We start from the raw sequence: 21808 nt of genomic DNA, 5'->3' as shown, positions 1-21808 counted from the left end.
GGGGTGCGGGTGGGGTGGGGGTGGGATGTGCCGGTCAGCTCGCCAGCCAGCCGTCCACCGAGAGCCTGGTCCGGGGCCGCCGGAGCAGCCACCCGGCCAGCAGCAGGAACCCGGTGTCGCGCAGGATCTCCTGCAGGTACTCGGTCTGCGAGGCGTCCACCGCTCCGCCGCCGCCGAAGCAGCCGCAGTCGATGGAGATGCCGCGCGCCCAGGCGGAGGCGATCCCGGCGATGAAGGCGAGCAGCAGCAGGGCGGAGACGCCCGCGACCAGCCGGACACCGAAGCCGATGACCAGCAGCAGGGCGAGCGCCAGCTCCAGGAACGGCAGGGCGTAGCCGACCGGCTTGACCAGCGCCTCCGGCAGGATCTCGTAGGCGCGCACCGCCTGGGCGGCCTCGGCCGGGTCGGCGATCTTGGCCAGACCGGCCCAGCCCCAGACCACGGCGAGGCCCAGCCGGACGGCCGTACCGAGCCATTCGGTCCAGGCCGGCCAGACCCGCCGTACCGTGGGCGCGGTGCCGCTCCGCTGCGCTGCCGAGCCGGCCATCGGGAAACCCCCCTCGGGAAACTCGTTCACTTCCTGATGAACCGTAAGGGATGAAGGACGGTTCCTCCATTTTCAGGAATTAAGCCGGATGAGTGACACCTGATGACGGTGTGTCCGAATCCGTTCTAACGCCCGTTCGGCCCGCACTCCGGCGGCCGTCCCAGCTCGTCCGCGGCGGGCCGCCCCCGCGGGTACGAGCGCGCCGCCCGGGCCACCACGTCCGCCCGGGCCACCGCGTCCGCCCGGGCCGCCCCGGCGCAGACGGACGCGTCCCGCTCGGCCCGCTCCGCACCCCGCCTGGCCAGCGCCTGCCCGACCTCGGTGTCGGCCCCGACGGCGGCGCTCAGCGCCAGCACGGCCGCGGCCGCCCGCAACAGGACGGCTCGCTGGAGACCAGGCACCGGCAGACCCCTTCGCTCGCTCCGTGCCCGCCGCAAGCCGCCGGGCACGTCGTTCGTGCACTCGTCCCTCCACTCAACGCCGGTCAACCCCGCCTGATGCGTCTCCCCCGCACTGTTCACCCGTTCGGGGTCCGACCGGCCCCGGCGGGACCGCCCCGGAAACGCCCGACGGCCCGCCACCCCGGGCGGGGTGGCGGGCCGTCGGGCACGAATGCCGTCGGCGGGTGCCGTCAGCGGCGGCGGACGCCCTCGGCCAGCTCGCCGGCCAGCGCGCGCACGGCCGCCAGCGCGGTCGGCTCGTCGCCGTCGGCGTCCAGGATGCGCTGGACGAACGCGGAGCCCACGATCACGCCGTCCGCGAAGCCGGCCACCTCGGCGGCCTGGTCGGCGGTCGAGACGCCGAGGCCGACGCAGACCGGCAGCTCGGTGGTGGCCCGGGTCCGGGCGACCAGGTCCTCGGCGAGGTTGCCGACCTGGGCCCGGGTGCCGGTCACGCCCATCACGGCGGCCGCGTAGACGAAGCCGCTGCCGGCCGCGGTCACCTCGGCGAGGCGCTTGTCCTTGCTACTGGGGGCGACCACGAACACGGTGTCCAGACCGTGCTCGTCCGCCGCCTTGCGCCACTCCTCGGACTCCTCCACCGGCAGGTCCGGCAGGATGCAGCCCGCGCCGCCCGCGGCGGCCAGGTCCGCGGCGAAGCGCGCGGTGCCGTAGCGGTCGACCGGGTTCCAGTACGTCATGACCAGCACCGCCGCCTCGGGGTGCGCGGTGGCGACCTCCTGGACGGTGTGCAGCACGTCCTTGATCCGCACCCCGCCCCGCAGCGCGATGTCGTCGGCGGTCTGGATGGTCGGGCCGTCCAGCACCGGGTCGGAGTGCGGCAGGCCGACCTCGACGATGTCGCAGCCGCCCTCGATCAGCGCGTTGACGGCGCGTACGCCGCCGTCCACGCTGGGGAAGCCGGCCGGCAGGTAGCCGATCAGCGCGGCGCGGTGCTCCGCCCCGGCCGCCGCCAGAATGCCACTGAGCTTCGAAGCCATGGTCACTTACCCCCGTTGGCGGCGCCGTCGGCAGCCTCGTCGTACAGGCCGAAGTACTGGGCCGCGGTGTGCATGTCCTTGTCGCCACGCCCGGAGAGCGAGACCAGGATGGTGGCCTCGGGGCCGAGCTCGCGGCCCAGCTCCAGGGCGCCGGCCAGCGCGTGGGCGCTCTCGATGGCCGGGATGATGCCCTCGGTGCGGGACAGCAGCCGCAGCGCCTGCATGGCGGCGTCGTCGGTGACCGGGCGGTACTCGGCCCGGCCGGTGTCCTTCAGCCAGGCGTGTTCCGGGCCGACGCCCGGGTAGTCGAGGCCGGCCGAGATGGAGTGCGACTCGATGGTCTGCCCGTCCTCGTCCTGCAGGACGTAGGTGCGCGAGCCGTGCAGCACACCGGGGTCGCCCTTGGTGAGGGTGGCGGCGTGCCGGGGGGTCTCGGCGCCCTCGCCGGCCGCCTCGCAGCCGATCAGGCGCACACCGGCGTCCGGGATGAACTCGTGGAAGATGCCCATCGCGTTGGAGCCGCCGCCGACGCAGGCGACCACGGCGTCCGGGAGCCTGCCGGTGCGGTCGAGGACCTGCTGGCGGGCCTCGACGCCGATGACCCGGTGGAAGTCCCGGACCATCATCGGGAACGGGTGCGGGCCGGCCACGGTGCCGAACAGGTAGTGGGTGGAGTCGACGTTGGCGACCCAGTCGCGGAACGCCTCGTTGATGGCGTCCTTGAGGGTGCGGCTGCCGGACTTGACGGCCACCACCTCGGCGCCGAGCATCCGCATCCGGGCGACGTTCAGCGCCTGGCGCTCGGTGTCGACCTCGCCCATGTAGACGGTGCAGTCGAAGCCGAACAGCGCGCAGGCGGTGGCGGTGGCCACGCCGTGCTGGCCGGCGCCGGTCTCGGCGATGATCCGGGTCTTGCCCATCCGGCGGGTGAGCAGGGCCTGGCCCAGCACGTTGTTGATCTTGTGCGAGCCGGTGTGGTTGAGGTCCTCGCGCTTGAGCAGGACGCGCGCGCCGCCCGCCTCGGCGGAGAAGCGGTGCACGTCGGTCAGCGGGCTGGGACGGCCGGTGTAGTCCTTGAGCAGCGCGTTCAGCTCGGCGGCGAAGGCAGGGTCGGCCTTCGCCTTCTCGTACTCCTCGGCGACCTGTTCGACGGCGGCGACCAGCGCCTCCGGGATGAAGCGGCCACCGTAGGCGCCGAAGTAGCCGCGGGCGTCCGGTACCTCGGCACCGGGCAGGTAGTCCTTCTCGGACATGGTGAAGTCCTTCTGGAAGATGACGGCAGTGACGTCGGAACGGCTGGGATCAGCCGGGCGTCCTGCGCCATCGGCGGCCCTGCACCTGCCCGGGCTCGCAGCCGATCACATAGCGCACCCGCCTGCCCAGCACCCGGCGTGCGGGCGCGCGGCAGCCGCGCGGGCGGCAACCGGGGGCGAGACGGGAGGCGAGTTTCATGGCGGCGGGGTCAGTCCTTGTGCCGCAGGGCGGGGTGGGCGCCGGCCGCGACCAGGTCGGCCACGGCGGCCCGCGGGTCCTTGCCGGTCACCAGGGACTCGCCGACCAGCACCGCGTCGGCGCCCAGGTTGGCGTACGAGATCACGTCCAGCGGGCCGCGCACGCCGGACTCGGCGACCTTGACGACACCGTCCGGGATGGCGTGGACGACGTTGCCGAAGGTGTTGCGGTCCACCTCAAGGGTCTTGAGGTTGCGGGCGTTGACGCCGATGATCCGCGCGCCGGCGTCCACCGCGCGGGCGATCTCCTCCTCGTCGTGCACCTCGATCAGCGGGGTGAGGCCGATCGACTCGGCGCGCTCGATCAGCGACACCAGGGCCGGCTGCTCCAGCGCGGCGACGATCAGCAGGGCCAGGTCGGCGCCGTGGGCGCGGGCCTCCCAGAGCTGGTAGGCGGTGACGATGAAGTCCTTGCGCAGCAGCGGGGTGTCCACCGCGGCCCGGACGGCGTCCAGGTCGGCCAGCGACCCGCCGAAGCGGCGCTGCTCGGTCAGCACGCTGATCGCGGCGGCCCCGCCGGCCGCGTAGTCGGTGGCCAGGGCGGCCGGGTCCGCGATCGCGGCCAGGGCGCCCTTGGACGGGCTGGAGCGCTTGACCTCGCAGATCACGCGTACACCGTCGCCCTTGAGGGCGGCGACGCCGTCCTTGGCGTCCGGGGCCTTGGCCGCGAGCTCCTTGAGCTCGTCCAGCGAGACCAGGGCCTGCCGCTCGGCGAGGTCCTCACGGACACCTTCGATGATCTTGTCGAGCACACTCACTCTTGCGCCCCCATCATGTTCTGCTAGTTCGGCTGGCGAAGAGCCGGACGGCCAGTGGGTCGGCCGGCTCTTCGATGGTATCGGCACCGGGGAGCGCGGGGCGCGGCAGCCCGGCGCGCGTCTCGCGGGCCGGACGCCCCCCACCTCGGCCGATCCCTCACGAACACCCCGGACGCGACGCCGGTACCGGGCCTCAGACCAGCGGTGGCGCCAGTCCCGCCCCGACCGGCAGATTGCGCACCACCGTGAAGACCAGCACCAGCAGGGCGATCAGCGCCCAGCGCCGCGCCCCGACCGAGACCCGGGGCGCCGGACCGCCGCTCACCGCGGCCCACACCCAGCGGAGCCACAGCACCGCCAGGACGGCGAACAGCAGGACGGCGGGCGCGTTGTCGTGCAGCGCGCCGGTCAGGTCCCCGTGGCTGAGCGCGTGGACGCAGCGCAGGCCGCCGCAGCCCGGGCACCACCAGCCGGTGGCGGCCAGGAACGGGCAAGTCGGGTAGTGACCGGGGGCGTTGGGATCCACCACCGCGATGTACACGGTGGGGAGGGCCACCGCGGCCAGGGCGGCCAGCGGAGGGCCCAGCCGGCGCACTGCGGGCGGCCGGGCGGAGGCGGTGGGGGCGGCGTTCACGCCCCTGATTGTGCCCGTTCGGTGCAAGCGGGGAGCAGAACGAAACGGCGGGCGTGGCGCCCGCCGTTCAGCCGTGCGAACTCCGGGGTCAGGCGGTGACGGCGGCGGCCGCGCGGTCCTCGGCGGTCTCCACGTTGACGCTCGGCTGCTTGCCCATGCCCGCCATCGACATGGCCTTGCCGACCACGCCGCCGAGCAGGATGACCGCCAGGCCGCCCCAGACCACCGGCACGGACGGGAGGATCATGGCGACGCCCGCGATCGCGAAGCCGATGAAGGAGATGGTCACGCCGGTCCAGGCGGCGGGGGTGTGGCCGTGTGCTGCTGCCGACATCTGATGGTGCTCCTTGCTTCTCCGGGCCCCGGCCGGGCCTGCGGGCCCCTCGCGGGTTGACGTGTTCCATTGTGCCGGGCCACACACCGGCACCCCAAAGGGGGTGGCGGGTCTATCGCGTCACAGCGCCCGGCCCGCCCCGGACGCCCCGGGCGGGCCGCTCAGACGGCCGTCGGGTCCTCGCCCCGGTCCAGCGCCTTCCACAGGTCGGCCGGCGTCTCGGCGGCCTTCGCCGGGGCCTTGCGGGTCGGCGCCTCGTAACGGCTGCCCATGGCCGGCCAGGACCGGCCGAAGCGGACGGTGAGCAGCCCGGCCGCGGCCAGCAGCAGCCCGCCGAACAGGGCGAGCCACGGCCAGGCCGAGCGGCTGACCTCGGTGGCCGTCGTCCCGGAGAGCGCGAGGATCCGGGCCGCCTCGCTGTCCAGCGCGGCGCTGTCGCCGGCGCCCGCCGCCGCGCTCGCGGCCGCGCCGAGACCGGCCAGCAGCGTGAGCACGCCGACCGCGACCCGCCCTGCGCCGCGGACCGCGAACACCGCGACCGCCGCCGCCAGCGCCACCAGCGCCAGCCCGCCGGGCAGTTCGGAGATCCGGCCGCCGGTGACGGACACCGCCAGCGTCCCGGCCCGGCCCTCGGCCCAGACCCGGCTCACCGCGGTCAGCACCAGGACGGCGCCCAGCGCGGTCAGCAGCAGCATCAGGCCGAGCGTCCGCCGCCCGGCCTTGGCGGGGGCGGCGGCGGGGGCGGGGGCGGGCCCGGCGTCGGGGCGGGGCTGGGGAGAGGCGCTCACCCGTCCACTATCCCCCGGCCGCCGCCCGGCTCCGCATCCGGGGTGGCCGGCCCGACCGGGAAGTCGTCGGTCCGCAGCACCAGCGTCCGCTCCGCCAGCGGCAGGAAGAGGTCGTTGCCGAACGGCACCCGCTCCGCCTCCCGGTACGTCCCGCCCGGCTGCGGCGCGCTGTGCACGGTGCAGACCGCCGCCACCGGGTCGACCACCACGTACAGCGGGATCCCGCACTCGGCGAGGAAGCGGTGCCGGCCGGCCGGGTCACCGGCCCGCCGCGACCGGTCGGTGACCTCCAGCACCGCCTCCAGGTCGGCGGCCCGGTAGCCGCCTCCGGCGGCGTGTTCCGCACCCGGCGCGACCACCGCGAGCTCGGCGGCCCGCCCGCTCCGCCCGGACGGCGCCCGGACGACGACGTCCTGGCGGACCGCGCCCCGGCCGGCCAGCTGGCCGTCGATCTGGGCCCTGGCCGCGGTGACGATCTGCTGCCGTTCGTCCGGCATCCTGCTGCTCCTTCGGCCCCGCGCCGCCGGTCCTACACCGTCGGCGTGCGCAGCGTATTGGCGGTGGCGACGGCGCGCAGGACGGCGGCCGCCTTGTTGCGGCACTCGGTGTCCTCGCCGTGCGGGTCGGAGTCGGCGACCACTCCCGCGCCCGCCTGGACGTAGGCGGTGCCGTCGCGCAGGACGGCGGTGCGGATGGCGATCGCGGTGTCGGAGTCCCCGGCGAAGTCCAGATAGCCGACGCAGCCGCCGTACAGGCCCCGGCGGGTGGGCTCCAGCTCTTCGATGATCCGCATCGCGCGCGGCTTCGGCGCGCCGGACAGGGTGCCGGCCGGGAAGCAGGCGGTCAGCACGTCGAAGGCGGTCCGCCCGGGCGCCACCCGGCCGGTGACGGTCGAGACGATGTGCATGACGTGGCTGTAGCGCTCGACCTGCATGAAGTCGACCACCTCGACGCTGCCCGGCTCGCAGACCCGCCCGAGGTCGTTGCGGCCCAGGTCCACCAGCATCAGGTGCTCGGCCCGCTCCTTCGGGTCGGCGAGCAGCTCGGCGGCCAGCTCGGCGTCCTCGTGCGGGGTGGCGCCGCGGTGCCGGGTGCCGGCGATCGGGTGCACCATCGCCTCGCCCTCGGTGACCTTGACCAGCGCCTCCGGGCTGGAGCCGACCACGTCGAAGCCGCCCTCGGCGGTGCCGTCCGGGCCGGGGAAGCGGAACAGGTACATGTACGGGCTGGGGTTGGTGGTCCGCAGCACCCGGTAGACGTCCAGCGCGGAGGCCGGGCAGGGCGCCTCGAACCGCTGCGAGGGCACGACCTGGAAGGCCTCGCCCGCCCGGATCCGCTCCTTGACCTCCTCGACGGCGGCCCGGTACGGCGCCCCGCCGAACGGCGAGCGGACGTCACCGGGGCCGGACGGGGTGAAGGTGGCGAGCCCCGGGTCGACCGGCTTGAGCAGGTCGGTCTCCATCGCGTCGAGCCGGGCCACCGCGTCCGCGTAGGCCTCGTCGACGCCGCTGGCCAGGTCGTTGTGGTTGACCGCGTTGGCGATCAGCAGCACCGTGCCGTCGACGTGGTCGAGCACGGCCAGGTCGGTGGCGAGCAGCATGGTCAGCTCGGGGAGCTTCAGGTCGTCCGGGTTGAGGTCGGGCAGCTTCTCCAGCCGGCGGACGATGTCGTACCCGAGGTAGCCGACCAGGCCGCCGGTGAGCGGGGGCAGGCCGTCGTCGGTACGGCGCGGGGTGTGCAGGGCCTCCAGCGCGGCGCGCAGCACCTGGAGCGGGTCGCCGGTGGTGGGGATGCCGACCGGCGGGGTGCCGAGCCAGCGGGCGGTGCCGTCCGGCCCCGCGGTCAGGGTGGCGCCGCTGCGGACGCCGACGAAGGAGTAGCGGGACCAGCTGCGGCCCTGCTCGGCGGACTCCAGCAGGAAGGTGCCGGTGCGCTCGGCCGCGAGGCTGCGGTAGAGGCCGATGGGGGTGAGACCGTCCGCGAGGAGCCTGCGGGTGACCGGGATGACCCGGGTGTCGACGGCGAGCTTGCGGAAGGTTTCGAGATCCATGGGGAGCGGCACCGTTTCTGGTCGTTTCGGCGGGGCGGGGTCAGGCGAGCGGGAGCACGTCGGCGTCGAAGCAGGTGCGGTCGCCGGTGTGGCAGGCGGCGCCGGTCTGGTCGACCCGGACCAGCAGGGTGTCGCCGTCGCAGTCCAGCGCGACGGACTTGACCTGCTGGACGTGGCCCGAGGTGTCGCCCTTCACCCAGTACTCCCGGCGGCTGCGGCTCCAGTAGGTGCAGCGGCCGGTGGTGAGGGTACGGTGCAGCGCCTCGTCGTCCATCCAGCCGAGCATCAGCACCTCGCCGGTGTCGTACTGCTGCGCGATGGCCGGGAGCAGACCGTCCTCGGTCCGCTTGAGGCGGGCGGCGATCGCGGGAGCCAGGGCGGTGGTGCCGGGGGCGGCGGGTGTGGAGGACATGGGTCCCATTGTGTCAGCCCGGCGCGCCGGGCTCCCGGTCCGGGCCTGTCGGGCGCACCCGGCCCCTCCGGTGCTATCTGTCCGACCGATCCGCTCGTACGAGTTGTGCCAACCGCCTGCCGGAAAGCCCCGGCGTGGGTCATTCTCGTGGCCATGACCTCCGAGCCGCCGCCCGAACCCGCCGCCACCCGCCCGTCGCGGGGCCTGGTCCTCGCCGTCGTGGCCGTGCTGGCCGTGCTGCTCGCGGTGGTGGCCACCGTGCTGCTCTGGCCCGAGAAGAAGCCGGCCGCGCTGCCACCCCCGCCCTCCCCCACCGCGACCCCGACGCCGACCCCCACGCCGAGCCCGACGCCCAGCCGGGTGGTGCCGTACACCTTCCTCCCGGTCGGCTCCTGCTTCGACCACCCGCAGCTGAGCAAGACGATCACCAAGCCCGAACCGCGGCCCTGCGAGGGCGAGCACGACGGCGAGGTGATCGCCGACCAGCTGCTGCCGGACGGCCTGACCGGCGACAACCAGCTCGCCAAGGCGATGCGGGAGGGCTGCAAGGAGACGCTGGCCGCCGCCGAGGCCCGCCAGGGCGGCGGCGGACCGTACTACGGCTACCCGTTCGGCCCGTCCATGACCTACTACCAGCAGGGCTGGCGGGACTACACCTGCACCATGACGGCGAGCAACCGTCAGGGCTCCACCAAGCTCAGCGGCCACCTGCGCTGACGGCCCGTGGGAGGAACCCGGGGCGTGTCCGACGATTCGCGCGCGCGGCGGGAGCCGTCAGGCACGCCCTAGGCTGAGCGGCATGTCGAACCATGCCCTCGCCGAGCGCCACCGGCTGACCGAACTCCTGGCCGCCGCCGGGCCGGACGCCCCCACCCTCTGCACCGGGTGGTCCACCCGGGACCTCGCCGCCCACCTGGTGGTCCGGGAGCACCGGCCGGACGCGGCGGCCGGCATCCGCGTCGGCGCCCTCGCCGACTGGACCCACCGGGTGCAGGCCGGCTACGCCGAGCGCCCGTACGAGGAGCTGCTGCGGCTGTTCCGGGCCGGCCCGCCGCTGCTCTCCCCGTTCGCGCTGCCCGGCGCCGACGAGGCCGCCAACACCGTCGAGTACTTCGTGCACGCCGAGGACGTCCGCCGGGCGGGCGAGGAGTGGCCGCCGCAGCCGGTGCCGCCCGGGCGGGCCGAGGCGCTCTGGCGCCGGCTGCCGCTGCTCGCCCGGCTGGAGGCGGGCCGCCGCTCCCCCGTCCGGCTGGAACTGCGCCGCCCGGACGGGCAGAGCCTGACGGTCGGCCCCGCCGGGTCGCCGACCGTGCGGATCACCGGCGAGCCGGGCGAGCTGGTGCTCTTCGTCTACGGCCGCGGCGCCCGCGCCGAGCTGGCCGTGGACGGCCCGCCGGACGCCGTCACCGCGCTGCGTCACGTGCTGCCGCTGCCGTAGGGCGGCGCCGTCCTACGGGGCCCGCCTCCCACACCGGGGGCGGGCCCTGCCGCGGTCGGTGGACGCGGTCAGCGGACGGGGTGCCCGGCCTCCCGCAGCGCGTTCTTGACCTCGCCGATCCGCAGATCGCCGAAGTGGAAGACGCTGGCGGCGAGCACCGCGTCCGCGCCGGCCGCCACGGCGGGGGCGAAGTCGGCGAGCTTCCCGGCGCCGCCGGAGGCGATCACCGGGATGGAGACGGTCTTGCGGACGGCCCGGATCAGCTCCAGGTCGTAGCCGTCCTTGGTGCCGTCCGCGTCCATCGAGTTGAGCAGGACCTCACCGGCACCCAACTCGGCCGCGCGGCCCGCCCATTCGACGGCGTCCAGGCCGGTGCCCTGGCGCCCGCCGTGGGTGGTGACCTCGAAGCCGGAGGCCGTCTCGGTGCCCTCCGGGCAGCGCCGGGCGTCCACCGAGAGCACCAGCACCTGGCGGCCGAAGCGCCGGGCGATCTCCCGGATCAGCTCCGGGCGGGCGATCGCCGCGGTGTTGACGCCGACCTTGTCGGCGCCGGCCCGCAGCAGCTTGTCGACGTCCTCGACGGCCCGGACGCCGCCGCCGACGGTGAGCGGGATGAAGACCTGCTCGGCGGTGCGGCGGACGACGTCGTAGGTGGTCTCGCGGTCCCCGGAGGAGGCGGTGATGTCGAGGAAGGTCAGCTCGTCGGCGCCCTCGGCGTCATAGAGCTTGGCCATCTCCACCGGGTCGCCGGCGTCCCGCAGGTTCTGGAAGTTGACGCCCTTGACCACCCGGCCGGCATCGACGTCCAGGCAGGGGATGACACGTACTGCGAGGGTCACGGCTGTTTGCCTTCCAGAGTGCTAGCGAGCCCGGCACGGTAGGCGTCGAGTTCGACCTCGACCATCATCCGGGAGTCGATCAGGCCCTCGACCACCACCATGGTGGCCGCCGGGCGCGCGACGTCGAAGAGCGCGTGGTGGGCACGGCCCACCTCGTCGGCGTCGCGGACGTGGGTGATGTACATCCGGGTGCGGACCACGTCGTCCGCCGTCAGACCGTACGCGGCCAGGGCCTTGAGGCCGACGCCGAAGGCGGCGAGGGTCTGGTGGTACGGGTCGCCCTCGTGCTCGATCTTCCCGTCCACCCAGGCCGTGGAGCCGGCCACGTGCACGTGGTCCCCGGCGGCGACCGCCCGCGAGTAGCCGAACTGCTCCTCCCAGGGGGAACATCCGGCGACCCGACCGCGCACGATCCGACGTTCCGTCATCCTGAAACCGCCTCCAGGGCCTCTTCGAGGGTGAACTTCTGCTCGTAGAGTGCCTTGCCCACGATCGCGCCTTCGACACCCTCGCCGACGAGCGTGGCGATGGCCCGCAGGTCGTCGAGCGAAGAAACACCGCCGGAGGCGACGACCGGGCGGTCGGTGGCGGCGCAGACGTCGCGCAGCAGCTGGAGGTTGGGGCCGGTCAGGGTGCCGTCCCGGTTGACGTCGGTGACGACGTAGCGGGCGCAGCCCTCGGCGTCGAGGCGGGCCAGCACGTCGAAGAGCTGGCCGCCGTCGCGGGTCCAGCCGCGGCCGCGCAGGGTGGTGCCGACCACGTCCAGACCGACGGCGATCTTGTCCCCGTGCTCGGCGATGACCTTGGCGACCCACTCGGGGCTCTCCAGGGCGGCGGTGCCGAGGTTGACCCGGGTGCAGCCGGTGGCGAGGGCGGCGGCCAGCGACTCGTCGTCACGGATACCGCCGGACAGCTCGACCTTGATGTCCAGCGCGCCGGTGACCTCGCGGAGCAGGTCACGGTTGCTGCCGGTGCCGAAGGCGGCGTCGAGGTCGACCAGGTGCAGCCACTCGGCGCCGGCACTCTGCCAGGCGAGGGCGGCGGCGAGGGGCTCGCCGAAGGAGGTCTCGGTACCGGACGCGCCCTTGACCAGGCGGACGGCCCGGCCGTCCCGGACGTCGACGGCGGGGAGGAGTTCGAGGCGGCTCATCGTGTTGGCAACTCTCAGCTAGTCAGAGGGTGTTGACCCAGTTGGTCAGCAGGGCGGCGCCGGCGTCGCCGGACTTCTCGGGGTGGAACTGGGTGGCCCAGAGCGGGCCGTTCTCGACGGCCGCGACGAACGGCTGCCCGTGGGTGGCCCAGGTGACGAGCGGGGCGTGCATCCGCGCGCTGTGGACCTCCAGCTCCCAGTGGCGCACCCCGTAGGAGTGCACGAAGTAGAAGCGGGTGTCGGGGTCGAGGCCGGCGAAGAGCCGGCTGCCCTCCGGGGCCTGGACCGTGTTCCAGCCCATGTGCGGGACGACCGGGGCGTCCAGCGGCTCGACGGTGCCCGGCCACTCGTCGCAGCCGGCCGTCTCCACCCCGTGCTCGACCCCGCGCTCGAACAGGATCTGCATCCCGACGCAGATGCCCAGCACCGGGCGGCCCCCGGCGAGCCGGCGGCCGATGATCTGCTCGCCGCGGACGGCCTTCAGCCCGCGCATGCAGGCCTCGAAGGCGCCGACGCCGGGCACCAGCAGACCGTCCGCGTCCAGCGCGGCCTGGAAGTCGGAGGTGACGGTGACGTTCGCCCCGGTGCGCTCGACGGCGCGCTGGGCGGAGCGGAGGTTGCCCGACCCGTAGTCGAGTACGACGACGTTCTTGCCCATGTTCAGGTGTCCATGTCTGTGGGGTCTCTCGACGGGTTCAGATGCGCATGACGCCGGAGGCCAGGCAGAGCACCGAGCCTATGGCGAGCACCGCGATGACGCCCTTCGGGATCTTCTGCTTCCAGAACGAGATCACGCCGCCGGCCAGGAAGAGCCCGACGAAGATGAGGACGATCGCGGCCTTGCTCACAGCGCACCCTTGGTCGACGGGAGGATGCCGGCCGCGCGCGGGTCGCGCTCGGCGGCGTAGCGCAGGGCCCGGGCCAGCGCCTTGAACTGGCACTCCACGATGTGGTGCGCGTTGCGCCCGTACGGCACGTGGACGTGCAGGGCGATCTGCGCCTGGGCCACGAAGGACTCCAGGATGTGCCGGGTCATCGTGGTGTCGTAGCTGCCGATCATCGGCGCGATCCGCTCCGGCTCGGTGTGCACCAGGTAGGGGCGGCCGGAGAGGTCCACGGTGACCTGGGCGAGCGACTCGTCCAGCGGGACGGTGCAGTTGCCGAAGCGGTAGATGCCGACCTTGTCGCCGAGCGCCTGCTTGAAGGCGGCGCCCAGGGCGAGGGCGGTGTCCTCGATGGTGTGGTGGGTGTCGATGTGCAGGTCGCCGTCGGTCTTCACGGTGAGGTCGAAGAGGCCGTGGCGGCCGAGCTGGTCGAGCATGTGGTCGTAGAACCCGACGCCCGTGGAGATGTCGGTCTTGCCGGTGCCGTCGAGATCGATCTCGACGAGGACCGAGGTCTCCTTGGTGGTGCGCTCAACGCGTCCGATACGGGACATGGCGGATCTACAGCTCCTTGATCACGGTGCGGACGGCGTCCAGGAAGGCGTCGTTCTCGGCGGGGGTGCCGGCGGTCACCCGCAGCCACCCGGGGACGCCGTTGTCCCGGACCAGGACGCCCTGGTCGAGGATGGCCTGCCAGACGGCGTGGGTGTCGGCGAAGCGGCCGAACTGGACGAAGTTGGCGTCCGAGTCGGTGACGTCCAGCCCGAGGCCGCGCAGCGCGTCCACCAGCCGGTCGCGTTCGTCCTTGAGCCGGCCGACGTACCCGAGCAGGGTGTCGGTGTGCTCCAGGCAGGCCAGCGCGGTGGCCTGGGTGACGGCCGACAGGTGGTACGGCAGCCGGACCAGCTGCACGGCGTCCACCACGGCGGCGTCGGCCGCCAGGTAGCCCAGACGCAGCCCGGCCGCGCCGAAGGCCTTGGACATGGTGCGGCTGACCACCAGGTTGGGGCGGCCCTCCAGCAGCGGCAGCAGCGAGGCGCGGTGCGAGAACTCGACGTACGCCTCGTCCACGACCACCAGGCTGGGCCCGGCGGCCTGCGCGGCCCCGTACAGCCGCAGCACGGCGTCGGCGGCGACGGCGGTGCCGGTCGGGTTGTTCGGCGAGCAGATGAAGACCACGTTCGGCCGGTGCTCGGCGATGGCCTTCTCGGCGGCCGCCAGGTCGATGGTGAAGTCCTCGTTGCGCGGGCCGGAGATCCACTCGGTGCCGGTGCCCCGGGAGATCAGGGCGTGCATCGAGTAGGAGGGCTCGAAGCCGAGCGCGCTGCGGCCGGGCCCGCCGAAGGTCTGGAGCAGCTGCTGCAGCACCTCGTTGGAGCCGTTGGCCGCCCAGACCTGCTCGCGGGTGCGGGCGAACCCGGTGGTCCGGGTCAGGTAGCCGGCCAGGCCCTCGCGCAGCTCGACCGCGTCCCGGTCGGGGTAGCGGTTGAGGTGGCGGGCGGCCTCGGCGACGCGCTCGGCGATCCGGGCCACCAGCTCCTCGGGCAGCTGGTACGGGTTCTCGTTGGTGTTCAGCTGGACGGGCACGTCGAGCTGCGGCGCACCGTACGGGGACTGCCCGCGCAGCTCGTCACGGATGGGGAGATCGTCAATCCTCATGAACCGGGAACCGTCCACTCGAAGCGGGCCTTGATCGCGTCGCCGTGACCCGGCAGGTCCTCGGCCTCGGAGAGGTTGACCACGTGCGCGGCGATGCCGGCCAGGGCCTCGCGGTCGTACTCGACGACCTGGACGCCGCGCAGGAAGGTCTGCACGGACAGCCCCGAGGAGTGGCAGGCGCAACCGCCGGTCGGCAGCACGTGGTTGGAGCCGGCCGCGTAGTCGCCGAGCGAGACCGGGGTGTACCGGCCGATGAAGATCGCGCCGGCGTTGCGGACCCGGGCGGCGACCGCGTGGGCGTCGCGGGTCTGGATCTCCAGGTGTTCGGCGGCGTAGGCGTTGACCACCGCGAGGCCCTGGTCGAGGTCGTCGACCAGGATGATGCCGGACTGCCGGCCGCCCAGCGCCTCGGCCACCCGCTCGCTGTGCCTGGTCCGGGCGACCTGCGTCTTCAGCTCGGCCTCGACGGCCTCGGCCAGCGCGGGCGAGTCGGTGACCAGCACCGAGCCCGAGGTCGGGCCGTGCTCGGCCTGGCTGATCAGGTCGGCGGCGACCTCCGCCGGGTCGGCGCTGTCGTCCGCGAGGACGGCGATCTCGGTCGGCCCGGCCTCCGAGTCGATGCCGATCCGGCCGGCGAAGTAGCGCTTGGCGGCGGCCACGTAGATGTTGCCCGGGCCGGTGACCAGGTTGACCCGCTCGCACTCCTCGGTGCCGAGGGCGAACATGGCGACCGCCTGGGCCCCGCCGACCGCGTACACCTCGGTGACGCCCAGCAGCGCGCAGGCCGCCAGGATGGTCGGGTGCACCCGGCCGCCGAACGCCTTCTGCGGCGGCGAGGTCACCGCGATGCCGGTGACGCCGGCCTCCTGCGCGGGCACCACGTTCATCACCACGGACGACGGGTAGACGGCGAGGCCGCCCGGCACGTACAGGCCGACCCGGTCCACCGGCACCCAGCGCTGGGTGACGGTACCGCCCGGCACGACCTGGGTGGTGTGCCCGGCGCGGCGCTGGTCGGCGTGGACCAGGCGGGCGCGGCGGATCGACTCCTCCAGCGCGGCACGCACCTTCGGGTCCAGCGTCTCCAGGGCCTCGGCGATCTGCTCGGCCGGCACCCGGGTGGACTCCAGCCGCACACCGTCGAACCGCTCGGTGATCTCGATCAGCGCCGCGACCCCACGATGGCTCACGTCCTCGGCGATCGGCCGCACCTTCTCCAGGGCGGCCGCCACGTCGAACTCGGCACGGGGCAGCAGGTCACGCGGGTCGTCGAGCGAGCCGCGCAGGTCGATTCGAGAGATCACGCCACCCAGTGTAAGGAGTGGCCGGAACCACCGGCCCCGCATTTCAGTCCGTGATACGAAAGGCGAGACGACCGGGGGAAGCGGGGGGACCATGGCAGAACCGGCACCGGACGGCTGGAGTCCGGTCGAACAGGGCCTCTGGGAGGCGTTCCGGCAGGGCGAGGTGTACGACCTGAGCACCGGCGACGCCGAGCTGGACGCCCCCTTCGGCACCGCCGTCTGGGGGCCCGGGCGCAGCGTACGCGCCGAGGTCCTGGCCCACCTGCTGCTGGACGGTCCCGCCCCCGCCCCGGGCCGGGTCGCCTCGCTCCGGCTCACCGGCGTCCGGATCACCGGCCCGCTGAACCTGGCCGGCGGCACCATCCGGCAGTACGTCGAACTGCGCGACTGCCGCTTCGAGCGGAAGGTGCTGATCTCCGAGGCCGACGCCGCCACCCTGCGCCTGGTCCGGTGCCTGATCCCGCGGCTGGAGGCCTCCCGCCTCGTCACCTCGGGCGATCTGCACCTCGCCCGCTGCCGGCTCCCGCAGGGCCTGCGGCTCACCGACGCCCGGATCGGCACCGACCTGCTGCTCAACCAGGCCGTCCTGGGCGGTGACCGGTTCGGCCGGGCGCTGTCCGCCGACGGCATGGCGGTCCACCAGGACTTCGAGGCCGACCGGCTGGAGTCCCGCGGCGAGATCAGCCTGCGCACCGCGCGGATCGGCGGCCGGCTCTCCCTGCGCGGCGCCCAGCTGCACGCCGTCCCGGAGAACCGCAACGCCCTCAACGCGGTCCGAATAACCGTCGGCCACACCCTGTACCTCAGCGGCTCGGCGGACGGCGGCTGGTACGGCTCGCAGTCCTACTACGGCTCCGGCTACGGCGAACTCCCGCCACCCGGCTCGCCCAGCACCCCGTTCCGCGCCTTCGGCCAGGTCCGGCTCTCCGACGGCCGGTTCGAGAACGCCTGTCTGCTCTCCGACGCCGAGTTCCACCTCGGCCCGGACGACGAGGTCACACTGCGCCGCATCCAGACCCCCGAACTGCGCTTCACCTGCCGCTTCCCGAACGAGGGCGCCGTCTCGCTCTCCCGCGCCCGGATCGGCAACCTGGTCGACGCCCCCGGCTCCTGGCCGCACGGCCGCAGCCTCGGTCTGACCGGCTTCACCTACGAGTGCCTGCGCCCGGCCGTCCCGTTCACCGTCCAGCAGCGGATCGCCTGGCTGGAGGGCTCCTCGGTGGAGTTCCAGCCCGAGTCGTACGAGCAGCTGGCCACCGCCCTGCGCCGGGACGGCGCCGACGACGACGCCCGCGAGGTGCTCTACGCCAAGCAGCGCCGCCGCCGGCAGAGCCTGCCGCTGCCCGCCCGGGTCTGGGGCCGGATCCAGGACGTCACCGTCGGCTACGGCTTCCGCCCCGGGCGGGCCGCGCTCTGGCTGCTGCTCGCCTGGGCGCTGGGCAGCCTCTACTTCGCCACCCACCGGCTCGAACCGCTGAAGGCCGACGAGCGCCCGCACTGGAACCCGGTCCTCTACGCGCTCGGCCAGCTGCTCCCGGTCGTCGACCTCGGCCAGCAGGGCTGGAACCCCGGCGGCACCGCCCAGTGGGTCTCCTCCGGTCTGGTGATCGTCGGCTGGGTGCTCGCCACCACGGTCGCCGCCGGCGCCACCCGGATGCTCCAGCGCGGATGACCCCGGATGCGCCGGTGGAGAACCCGGGAGCACTCGCCCGCTCCGGGGAACTACGCTGTCCGCCGTGACAGAACGGCTGCCGCTCTTCCCGCTGAACACCGTGCTCTACCCGGGCCTGGTGATGCCCCTCAACGTCTTCGAGGAGCGCTACCGCCGTCTGGTCGCCGACCTGCTCGCCCTCCCCGAGGACCAGCCGCGCCGGTTCGGCGTGCTCGCCATCAAGGACGGCCGTGAGGTCGCGCCGGTCCGCGCCGACGACGGCCCGGCCGGGCCGCTGGACGGCCTGGGCACCGCCACCGGCGACCCGCTGGAGGCGCTGTACCACATCGGCTGCGTGGCCGACCTCGCCTCGGCGCAGGAGCAGCCGGACGGGCAGTACGAGCTGCTGGTCACCGGCACCACCCGGTTCCGGCTGCGCTCGGTGGACACCGGCGGCCCCTACCTGACGGGCGAGACCGAAACGGTCGAGGAGCAGTCCGGCGAGGGGGCGGGGGCCCTGGCCGCGGGCGTCGAGCGGGCCTTCCGGACGTACCAGAAGCGGCTCGCCGGGGCCAACGAGGCCAGCACCGTCGGCCGGCAGGAGCTGCCGGCCGACCCGCAGGTGCTCTCCTACCTGGTGGCCGCGGCCACCGTGTTCGAGACCCCGGTCAAGCAGCAGCTGCTGGCCTGCCCGGACACCGCGCAGCGGCTGCGCTCCGAACTGGAGCTGCTGCGCCGCGAGACGGCGGTGCTCAGCTGGCTCCCGTCGCTGCCGGCGGTGGATCTCACCCGCCAGTCCTTCAGCCCCAACTGACCGGCCCGAACGACCAACCCGACCCGAGCACCCGACCGACCCGGCGGGCCCGTCGCGGCCCGCCCACCCCTGGAGAACCGGTATGGCCAAGAAGCCGAAGAAGGGCGGCCAGGGCACGCCCGCCACCGTGGCCCTGGAGAACGCCGCCGTGGCGTTCACCGTGCACGCGTACGAGCACGACCCGGCCGCCGCCTCCTACGGCGGCGAGGCCGCCGAGGTGCTGGGCGTCCCGGCCGACCGGGTGTTCAAGACCCTGGTCGCCGACGTGGACGGCGTCCTCACGGTGGGCGTCGTCCCGGTGGCCGGCCAGCTGGACCTCAAGGCCCTCGCCGCCGCCGTCGGCGGCAAGCGGGCCGCGATGGCCGACCCGGCCGCCGCCGAGCGCAGCAGCGGCTACGTCCTGGGCGGCATCTCGCCGCTCGGCCAGCGCCGCCCGCTGCGCACCGTCGTGGACGACAGCGCCCTGGCCCACCCCACGGTGTACGTCTCGGCCGGCCGGCGCGGCCTGGAGGTCGAACTCGCCCCCGCCGACCTGATCACCCTCACCGGCGCCCGGACCGCCCCGATCGGCCGCTAGGGCTGCTCAGGGCTGCTCAGGGCTTCCGCCCGTCGAACGGCTGCTCCACGGGGTGCGCCTGCGCCCCGTGGAGGGGCTGCTCCACGCCGCCGGGCCGGTCCACCGGGTGCGGCTGGTCCACCGGCGCACCGCCGGCCACCGCGGGCGGGCCACCCGCTCCGGGTGCCCCGTCCGTGGCCGCGGGCAGTCCGTACGGCCCGGCCCAGTACGGCGGCGGGTCCTCCTCGCGCTTGCCGAACGCGGCCGACAGGGCCAGCAGCACCACCATCGCGGCCATCGGCCAGACCAGCACGGCGCCGTACGCCCCGAGGTCCAGGTCGGCGCTGAAGTACCCGCCGTCGCCGACCTTCCGGGCCTGCGCGACCAGGTCACGGCTGGGGCCGAGCCAGCGGCCCAGCCCCCAGGCGCCCAGCGAGGCCAGCAGGCCGCCGACCGTCAGCCCGACCGCGACCGCGATGCCGCCGCCGCGCCGCCGGGTCACCAGGAACGCCCCGAGCGCGGTCAGGATGCCCAGGCCCAGCCCGATCAGCACGAAGACGCTGTCGGCCCCGGCCCGCTGCTCGCCCTCCGGGTCCCCGTAGAGGATCCGGTTGCCGTCCACCACCAGCGGCACCTTCGGCGCCAGCCAGACCCAGAGCCCGGCCATCGCCAGGCCCAGCAGCAGACAGACCAGCACCATGATCGCCCCGACCTGGAGCTCGGGCAGCAGCCGCCGCAGCGACGCCCGCGGGTCGGCCTTGCGGACGGGCGCGAACTCCAGGCCCGGCGGCGGCCCGTACGCGGGCGGCGCCCCGTACGGGTTCGCCGCGGCGGCCGGGGCCCGGTCGACGGGTGCGTCCGCGGCGGTTCCGGCGGTCGCGTCCGCGGCGGCCCGCGAGGGATCCGGAGGTGTGTTCGGTACGGTCACGGGGCCCATCGTTTCACGATCGCCGCCCGAACGGCCCCGGCACCCGTACCGCAGGATCGTTCCGCTACCGGGTGGTGGCCCGCCGGTACGCCCAGGTGGCGACGGCCAGCGACACCACGCCCACGCCGGCGCAGACCGCCAGGTCGCCCGCGACCAGCGCCCAGTCCGGATCGGCCGTGAACGTACGGGCGAACGCCTCGACGCCGTACGTGGACGGCAGCAGGTCGCGCAGCCAGAGCACCGGCTGCGGCAGGTGGTCCACCGGGAGCACGCCCAGCAGCAGCGCCGCCGACATGCCGAGCTGGCCCAGCATGGTGGCGATCTCCTGCCGGGGCGCGAGCAGCCCGCAGGCCGCGCCGAGCCCGGACAGCGCCGCGCCGGAGAGCGGCACCACGGCGAGCAGCACCCACAGGTGGGTCACCGGGAGCCCGAACATCCAGGCCCCGGCGGCGGCCGTCACCAGCGTGCCGGGCAGCGTGAACGAGGCGTACGCGGCGGCCGCCCCGAGCACCACCGAGGCCGCCGGGACGGGCAGCGTCGCGTAGTGGTCGAGGCCGCCGGTGGCCCGCAGCCGGCCGAAGTACTGGGCGAGCAGGTTGAGCGCGACGAACGCCACCACCAGCACGCTGGAACCGGCCACCACCGAGCGCGCGGCCGAGGTCTGCCCCGGGTCCACGACGCCGCGCATCATCACCAGGATGCCGAGCGACTGGAAGGTGGCCACGAACAGCAGCGGGATCCGCGCCACCTTGGCCCGGGCCAGCTGCGCCCGGTAGACGGCGGCCAGCGCGGGCAGCAGCCGGGCGGCGGGCGCCAGCGGGGCGGGCCCGCCGTCGGCGACGGCGGCGGCCTGCGGCGGCACCGAGAGCAGCGTCATCGGCGGCCATCTCCCCACACGCCGCCGGTGGCGCACCGGCGGCTCTCTCGCAGCATCACTTGGCCAGTCCTCCGTGGCGGCCGCCCAGCTTGAGGTAGGCGTCCTCAAGGCTCGGGGTGGCCAGGGTGAAGTCGTCCAGGGCGGCGAAGGCGGGGCCGGTGGTGACGGCCGCGACCAGTTCGCGGGCCTGCTCGGGGCTGGTGCGCACGGTCCAGCGGCGGCCGGTGCGCTCGGCCCGCTCGGCGAGGGCCGCGACGGCGGGCACGTCCAGCGGGGCCTCCGTCCGCCAGACCAGGTCCAGCCGGACGTCGCCGTCGACGAGTGCCTTGAGTCCGCCCGGGGTGTCGCAGGCGATGACCCGGCCCTCGTCCATCACCGCGACCCGGTCCAGGACGGTCTCCGCCTCGATCACGTTGTGGGTGACCAGCAGCACCGTCGTGCCGCGCTCGGCCCGGCGCCGGTCGACGGCGCTCCAGACGGAGCGGCGGGCGACCGGGTCCATGCCGGTGGTCGGCTCGTCCAGCACGAGCAGCGGCCGCTCCCCCACCAGCGTGGCGGCGAAGCAGGCGAGCCGGCGCTGCCCGCCGGACAGCTTGGCCAGCGGCCGGTGGGCGAGCGGTTCGAGGGCGAGCTCGGTGAGCACCTCGGCGGTCTCGGCGCGGGCGTGCGCCCGGCTGAGCCCGCGCAGCCGGCCGGTGGTCTCGGCGGCGAGCGCGACGGTCAGCTCGTCCAGCGCGGTGGACTCCTGACCCAGGTAGCCGAGCAGCCGGGCGGCCCGCTCGGGGTGGCGGACCACGTCGTGGCCGAGGAGTTCGATCGAGCCCGAGTCCGGGCGCAGCAGCCCGGTGAGCTGGCGGACCAGGGTGGACTTGCCGGCCCCGTTGGGCCCCAGCAGCCCGAAGATCTCGCCCCGCCGGACGGTCAGGCCGACGCCGTCATTGGCCCGGACCTCGGTGGCGGCGCCGCCGCGCCCGGCGCGGTACGTCTTGACCAGGTCCCGTACGGCACAGCACGGCGAGGTCTCCCGGGGTGCCCGCCTGGCCGTCTCACTCACGAGCGAAGACTCTACGCGGTGGAGCGCCCGAACCCGACGACGGGTCCTGATCACCGGAGGCGGGGCGGCCGTCCCTAGCCGTCCCTAGGGCGCGTATTCGGTCGTGATCAATCTGTGTGATTCACCTTCGCGGCGGGTCCTGATCCGGTAGACCGTGGTGTGTGACGCGAGCGCAACTG

28 protein-coding genes are annotated in these 21808 nt (G+C 74.4%); 5 read left to right on the top strand and 23 right to left on the bottom strand.

The features are described 5' to 3' along the window. Positions 1-34: 34 nt before the first annotated feature. From ACIQIB_RS33540 to hisI, 12 genes are all read right to left on the bottom strand, one after another. Positions 35-547 carry a MauE/DoxX family redox-associated membrane protein gene (locus ACIQIB_RS33540; RefSeq protein WP_400762640.1) on the bottom strand — a complete coding sequence of 171 codons (513 nt, stop codon included), beginning with the start codon at positions 545-547 and terminating at the stop codon, positions 35-37. A 125-nt stretch (positions 548-672) separates the two neighbouring features. Next, complete coding sequence (locus ACIQIB_RS33535) at positions 673-948, bottom strand: hypothetical protein (RefSeq protein WP_400762638.1); 276 nt, start codon at positions 946-948, stop codon at positions 673-675. A 230-nt stretch (positions 949-1178) separates the two neighbouring features. After that, complete coding sequence (gene trpA / locus ACIQIB_RS33530; RefSeq protein WP_363607355.1) at positions 1179-1988, bottom strand: tryptophan synthase subunit alpha; 810 nt, start codon at positions 1986-1988, stop codon at positions 1179-1181. A 2-nt stretch (positions 1989-1990) separates the two neighbouring features. After that, the gene (gene trpB, locus ACIQIB_RS33525) at positions 1991-3241 is read right to left on the bottom strand and encodes a tryptophan synthase subunit beta (protein ID WP_363607354.1); all 1251 of its coding nucleotides are present in this window, start codon (positions 3239-3241) and stop codon (positions 1991-1993) included. A gap of 49 nt (positions 3242-3290) precedes the next feature. Then, positions 3291-3440 carry a tryptophan biosynthesis modulator TrpM gene (gene trpM, locus ACIQIB_RS33520; RefSeq protein WP_400656683.1) on the bottom strand — a complete coding sequence of 50 codons (150 nt, stop codon included), beginning with the start codon at positions 3438-3440 and terminating at the stop codon, positions 3291-3293. Positions 3441-3450: 10 nt separating this feature from the next. Next, positions 3451-4257, bottom strand: coding sequence for an indole-3-glycerol phosphate synthase TrpC (gene trpC / locus ACIQIB_RS33515; RefSeq protein WP_363607353.1), 807 nt, complete (start codon positions 4255-4257; stop codon positions 3451-3453). Positions 4258-4450: 193 nt separating this feature from the next. Then, complete coding sequence (locus tag ACIQIB_RS33510) at positions 4451-4891, bottom strand: DUF2752 domain-containing protein (protein ID WP_363607352.1); 441 nt, start codon at positions 4889-4891, stop codon at positions 4451-4453. Between the two features lie 88 nt (positions 4892-4979). Beyond that, on the bottom strand, positions 4980-5225 hold the full coding sequence (locus tag ACIQIB_RS33505; RefSeq protein ID WP_363607351.1) for an HGxxPAAW family protein: 246 nt from the start codon (positions 5223-5225) through the stop codon (positions 4980-4982). A gap of 161 nt (positions 5226-5386) precedes the next feature. After that, the gene (locus ACIQIB_RS33500) at positions 5387-6013 is read right to left on the bottom strand and encodes a TIGR02234 family membrane protein (protein ID WP_363607350.1); all 627 of its coding nucleotides are present in this window, start codon (positions 6011-6013) and stop codon (positions 5387-5389) included. Further along, entirely contained in the window at positions 6010-6510 is a 501-nt protein-coding gene (locus ACIQIB_RS33495; RefSeq protein ID WP_363607349.1) for a Uma2 family endonuclease, read from the bottom strand. Before ACIQIB_RS33495 ends, ACIQIB_RS33500 begins: the two co-directional genes overlap by 4 nt. Before the next feature lie 32 nt (positions 6511-6542). Further along, positions 6543-8063 carry an anthranilate synthase component I gene (locus ACIQIB_RS33490; protein WP_363607348.1) on the bottom strand — a complete coding sequence of 507 codons (1521 nt, stop codon included), beginning with the start codon at positions 8061-8063 and terminating at the stop codon, positions 6543-6545. 40 nt (positions 8064-8103) lie between these two features. Beyond that, positions 8104-8475, bottom strand: coding sequence for a phosphoribosyl-AMP cyclohydrolase (hisI, locus tag ACIQIB_RS33485; protein WP_363607347.1), 372 nt, complete (start codon positions 8473-8475; stop codon positions 8104-8106). A gap of 153 nt (positions 8476-8628) precedes the next feature. Between hisI and ACIQIB_RS33480 the strand changes: the two genes are divergently transcribed. Continuing rightward, entirely contained in the window at positions 8629-9192 is a 564-nt protein-coding gene (locus tag ACIQIB_RS33480) for a hypothetical protein (protein WP_363607346.1), read from the top strand. 82 nt (positions 9193-9274) lie between these two features. Further along, positions 9275-9913 (top strand): TIGR03085 family metal-binding protein, encoded by a 639-nt coding sequence (locus ACIQIB_RS33475; RefSeq protein ID WP_400762635.1) that lies wholly within the window; start codon positions 9275-9277, stop codon positions 9911-9913. A gap of 68 nt (positions 9914-9981) precedes the next feature. On the opposite strand, the gene hisF is transcribed toward ACIQIB_RS33475, so the two are convergent. The 8 genes from hisF to hisD are packed head-to-tail and all read right to left on the bottom strand — an operon-like array spanning position 9982 to position 15749. Further along, complete coding sequence (gene hisF, locus ACIQIB_RS33470; RefSeq protein WP_400762633.1) at positions 9982-10752, bottom strand: imidazole glycerol phosphate synthase subunit HisF; 771 nt, start codon at positions 10750-10752, stop codon at positions 9982-9984. Beyond that, entirely contained in the window at positions 10749-11180 is a 432-nt protein-coding gene (locus ACIQIB_RS33465) for a RidA family protein (protein ID WP_363607343.1), read from the bottom strand. Before ACIQIB_RS33465 ends, hisF begins: the two co-directional genes overlap by 4 nt. After that, complete coding sequence (gene priA, locus ACIQIB_RS33460) at positions 11177-11902, bottom strand: bifunctional 1-(5-phosphoribosyl)-5-((5-phosphoribosylamino)methylideneamino)imidazole-4-carboxamide isomerase/phosphoribosylanthranilate isomerase PriA (protein WP_363607342.1); 726 nt, start codon at positions 11900-11902, stop codon at positions 11177-11179. The genes ACIQIB_RS33465 and priA overlap by 4 nt, the downstream gene beginning before the upstream one ends. Positions 11903-11924: 22 nt before the next feature. Then, a complete protein-coding gene (gene hisH / locus ACIQIB_RS33455; RefSeq protein ID WP_363607341.1) occupies positions 11925-12560 on the bottom strand; it encodes an imidazole glycerol phosphate synthase subunit HisH in 636 nt (211 codons plus the stop codon). Between the two features lie 37 nt (positions 12561-12597). Beyond that, positions 12598-12750, bottom strand: a complete 153-nt coding sequence (locus tag ACIQIB_RS33450) for a hypothetical protein (RefSeq protein WP_363607340.1) — start codon at positions 12748-12750, stop codon at positions 12598-12600. After that, complete coding sequence (gene hisB / locus ACIQIB_RS33445) at positions 12747-13340, bottom strand: imidazoleglycerol-phosphate dehydratase HisB (protein WP_363607339.1); 594 nt, start codon at positions 13338-13340, stop codon at positions 12747-12749. Before hisB ends, ACIQIB_RS33450 begins: the two co-directional genes overlap by 4 nt. Before the next feature lie 7 nt (positions 13341-13347). Further along, positions 13348-14445: a histidinol-phosphate transaminase gene (locus ACIQIB_RS33440; protein WP_400656662.1), complete on the bottom strand. Its 1098-nt coding sequence runs from the start codon at positions 14443-14445 to the stop codon at positions 13348-13350. After that, positions 14442-15749, bottom strand: coding sequence for a histidinol dehydrogenase (hisD, locus tag ACIQIB_RS33435; protein ID WP_363607337.1), 1308 nt, complete (start codon positions 15747-15749; stop codon positions 14442-14444). Before hisD ends, ACIQIB_RS33440 begins: the two co-directional genes overlap by 4 nt. A gap of 91 nt (positions 15750-15840) precedes the next feature. Between hisD and ACIQIB_RS33430 the strand changes: the two genes are divergently transcribed. The 3 genes from ACIQIB_RS33430 (at position 15841) to ybaK (ending at position 18791) form a co-directional block, all read left to right on the top strand. Then, positions 15841-17421 carry an oxidoreductase gene (locus ACIQIB_RS33430; RefSeq protein ID WP_363607336.1) on the top strand — a complete coding sequence of 527 codons (1581 nt, stop codon included), beginning with the start codon at positions 15841-15843 and terminating at the stop codon, positions 17419-17421. Between the two features lie 55 nt (positions 17422-17476). Continuing rightward, on the top strand, positions 17477-18214 hold the full coding sequence (locus tag ACIQIB_RS33425; RefSeq protein WP_400656734.1) for an LON peptidase substrate-binding domain-containing protein: 738 nt from the start codon (positions 17477-17479) through the stop codon (positions 18212-18214). Between the two features lie 82 nt (positions 18215-18296). After that, the gene (gene ybaK, locus ACIQIB_RS33420) at positions 18297-18791 is read left to right on the top strand and encodes a Cys-tRNA(Pro) deacylase (RefSeq protein WP_400656659.1); all 495 of its coding nucleotides are present in this window, start codon (positions 18297-18299) and stop codon (positions 18789-18791) included. A gap of 16 nt (positions 18792-18807) precedes the next feature. On the opposite strand, the gene ACIQIB_RS33415 is transcribed toward ybaK, so the two are convergent. From ACIQIB_RS33415 to ACIQIB_RS33405, 3 genes are all read right to left on the bottom strand, one after another. Further along, the gene (locus ACIQIB_RS33415) at positions 18808-19698 is read right to left on the bottom strand and encodes a hypothetical protein (RefSeq protein WP_400762631.1); all 891 of its coding nucleotides are present in this window, start codon (positions 19696-19698) and stop codon (positions 18808-18810) included. 64 nt (positions 19699-19762) lie between these two features. Continuing rightward, positions 19763-20575 (bottom strand): ABC transporter permease, encoded by an 813-nt coding sequence (locus tag ACIQIB_RS33410; RefSeq protein WP_363607332.1) that lies wholly within the window; start codon positions 20573-20575, stop codon positions 19763-19765. 55 nt (positions 20576-20630) lie between these two features. Then, positions 20631-21629 (bottom strand): ABC transporter ATP-binding protein, encoded by a 999-nt coding sequence (locus ACIQIB_RS33405; RefSeq protein WP_363607331.1) that lies wholly within the window; start codon positions 21627-21629, stop codon positions 20631-20633. Positions 21630-21808: the final 179 nt, after the last annotated feature.

It is taken from the genome of Kitasatospora sp. NPDC092286 (genome assembly GCF_044755565.1).
Classification (GTDB): Bacteria; Actinomycetota; Actinomycetes; order Streptomycetales; family Streptomycetaceae; genus Kitasatospora.
The sequence above is the reverse complement of the archived record's forward strand: the minus strand, read 5'-3'. Positions and strand labels throughout refer to the sequence as shown.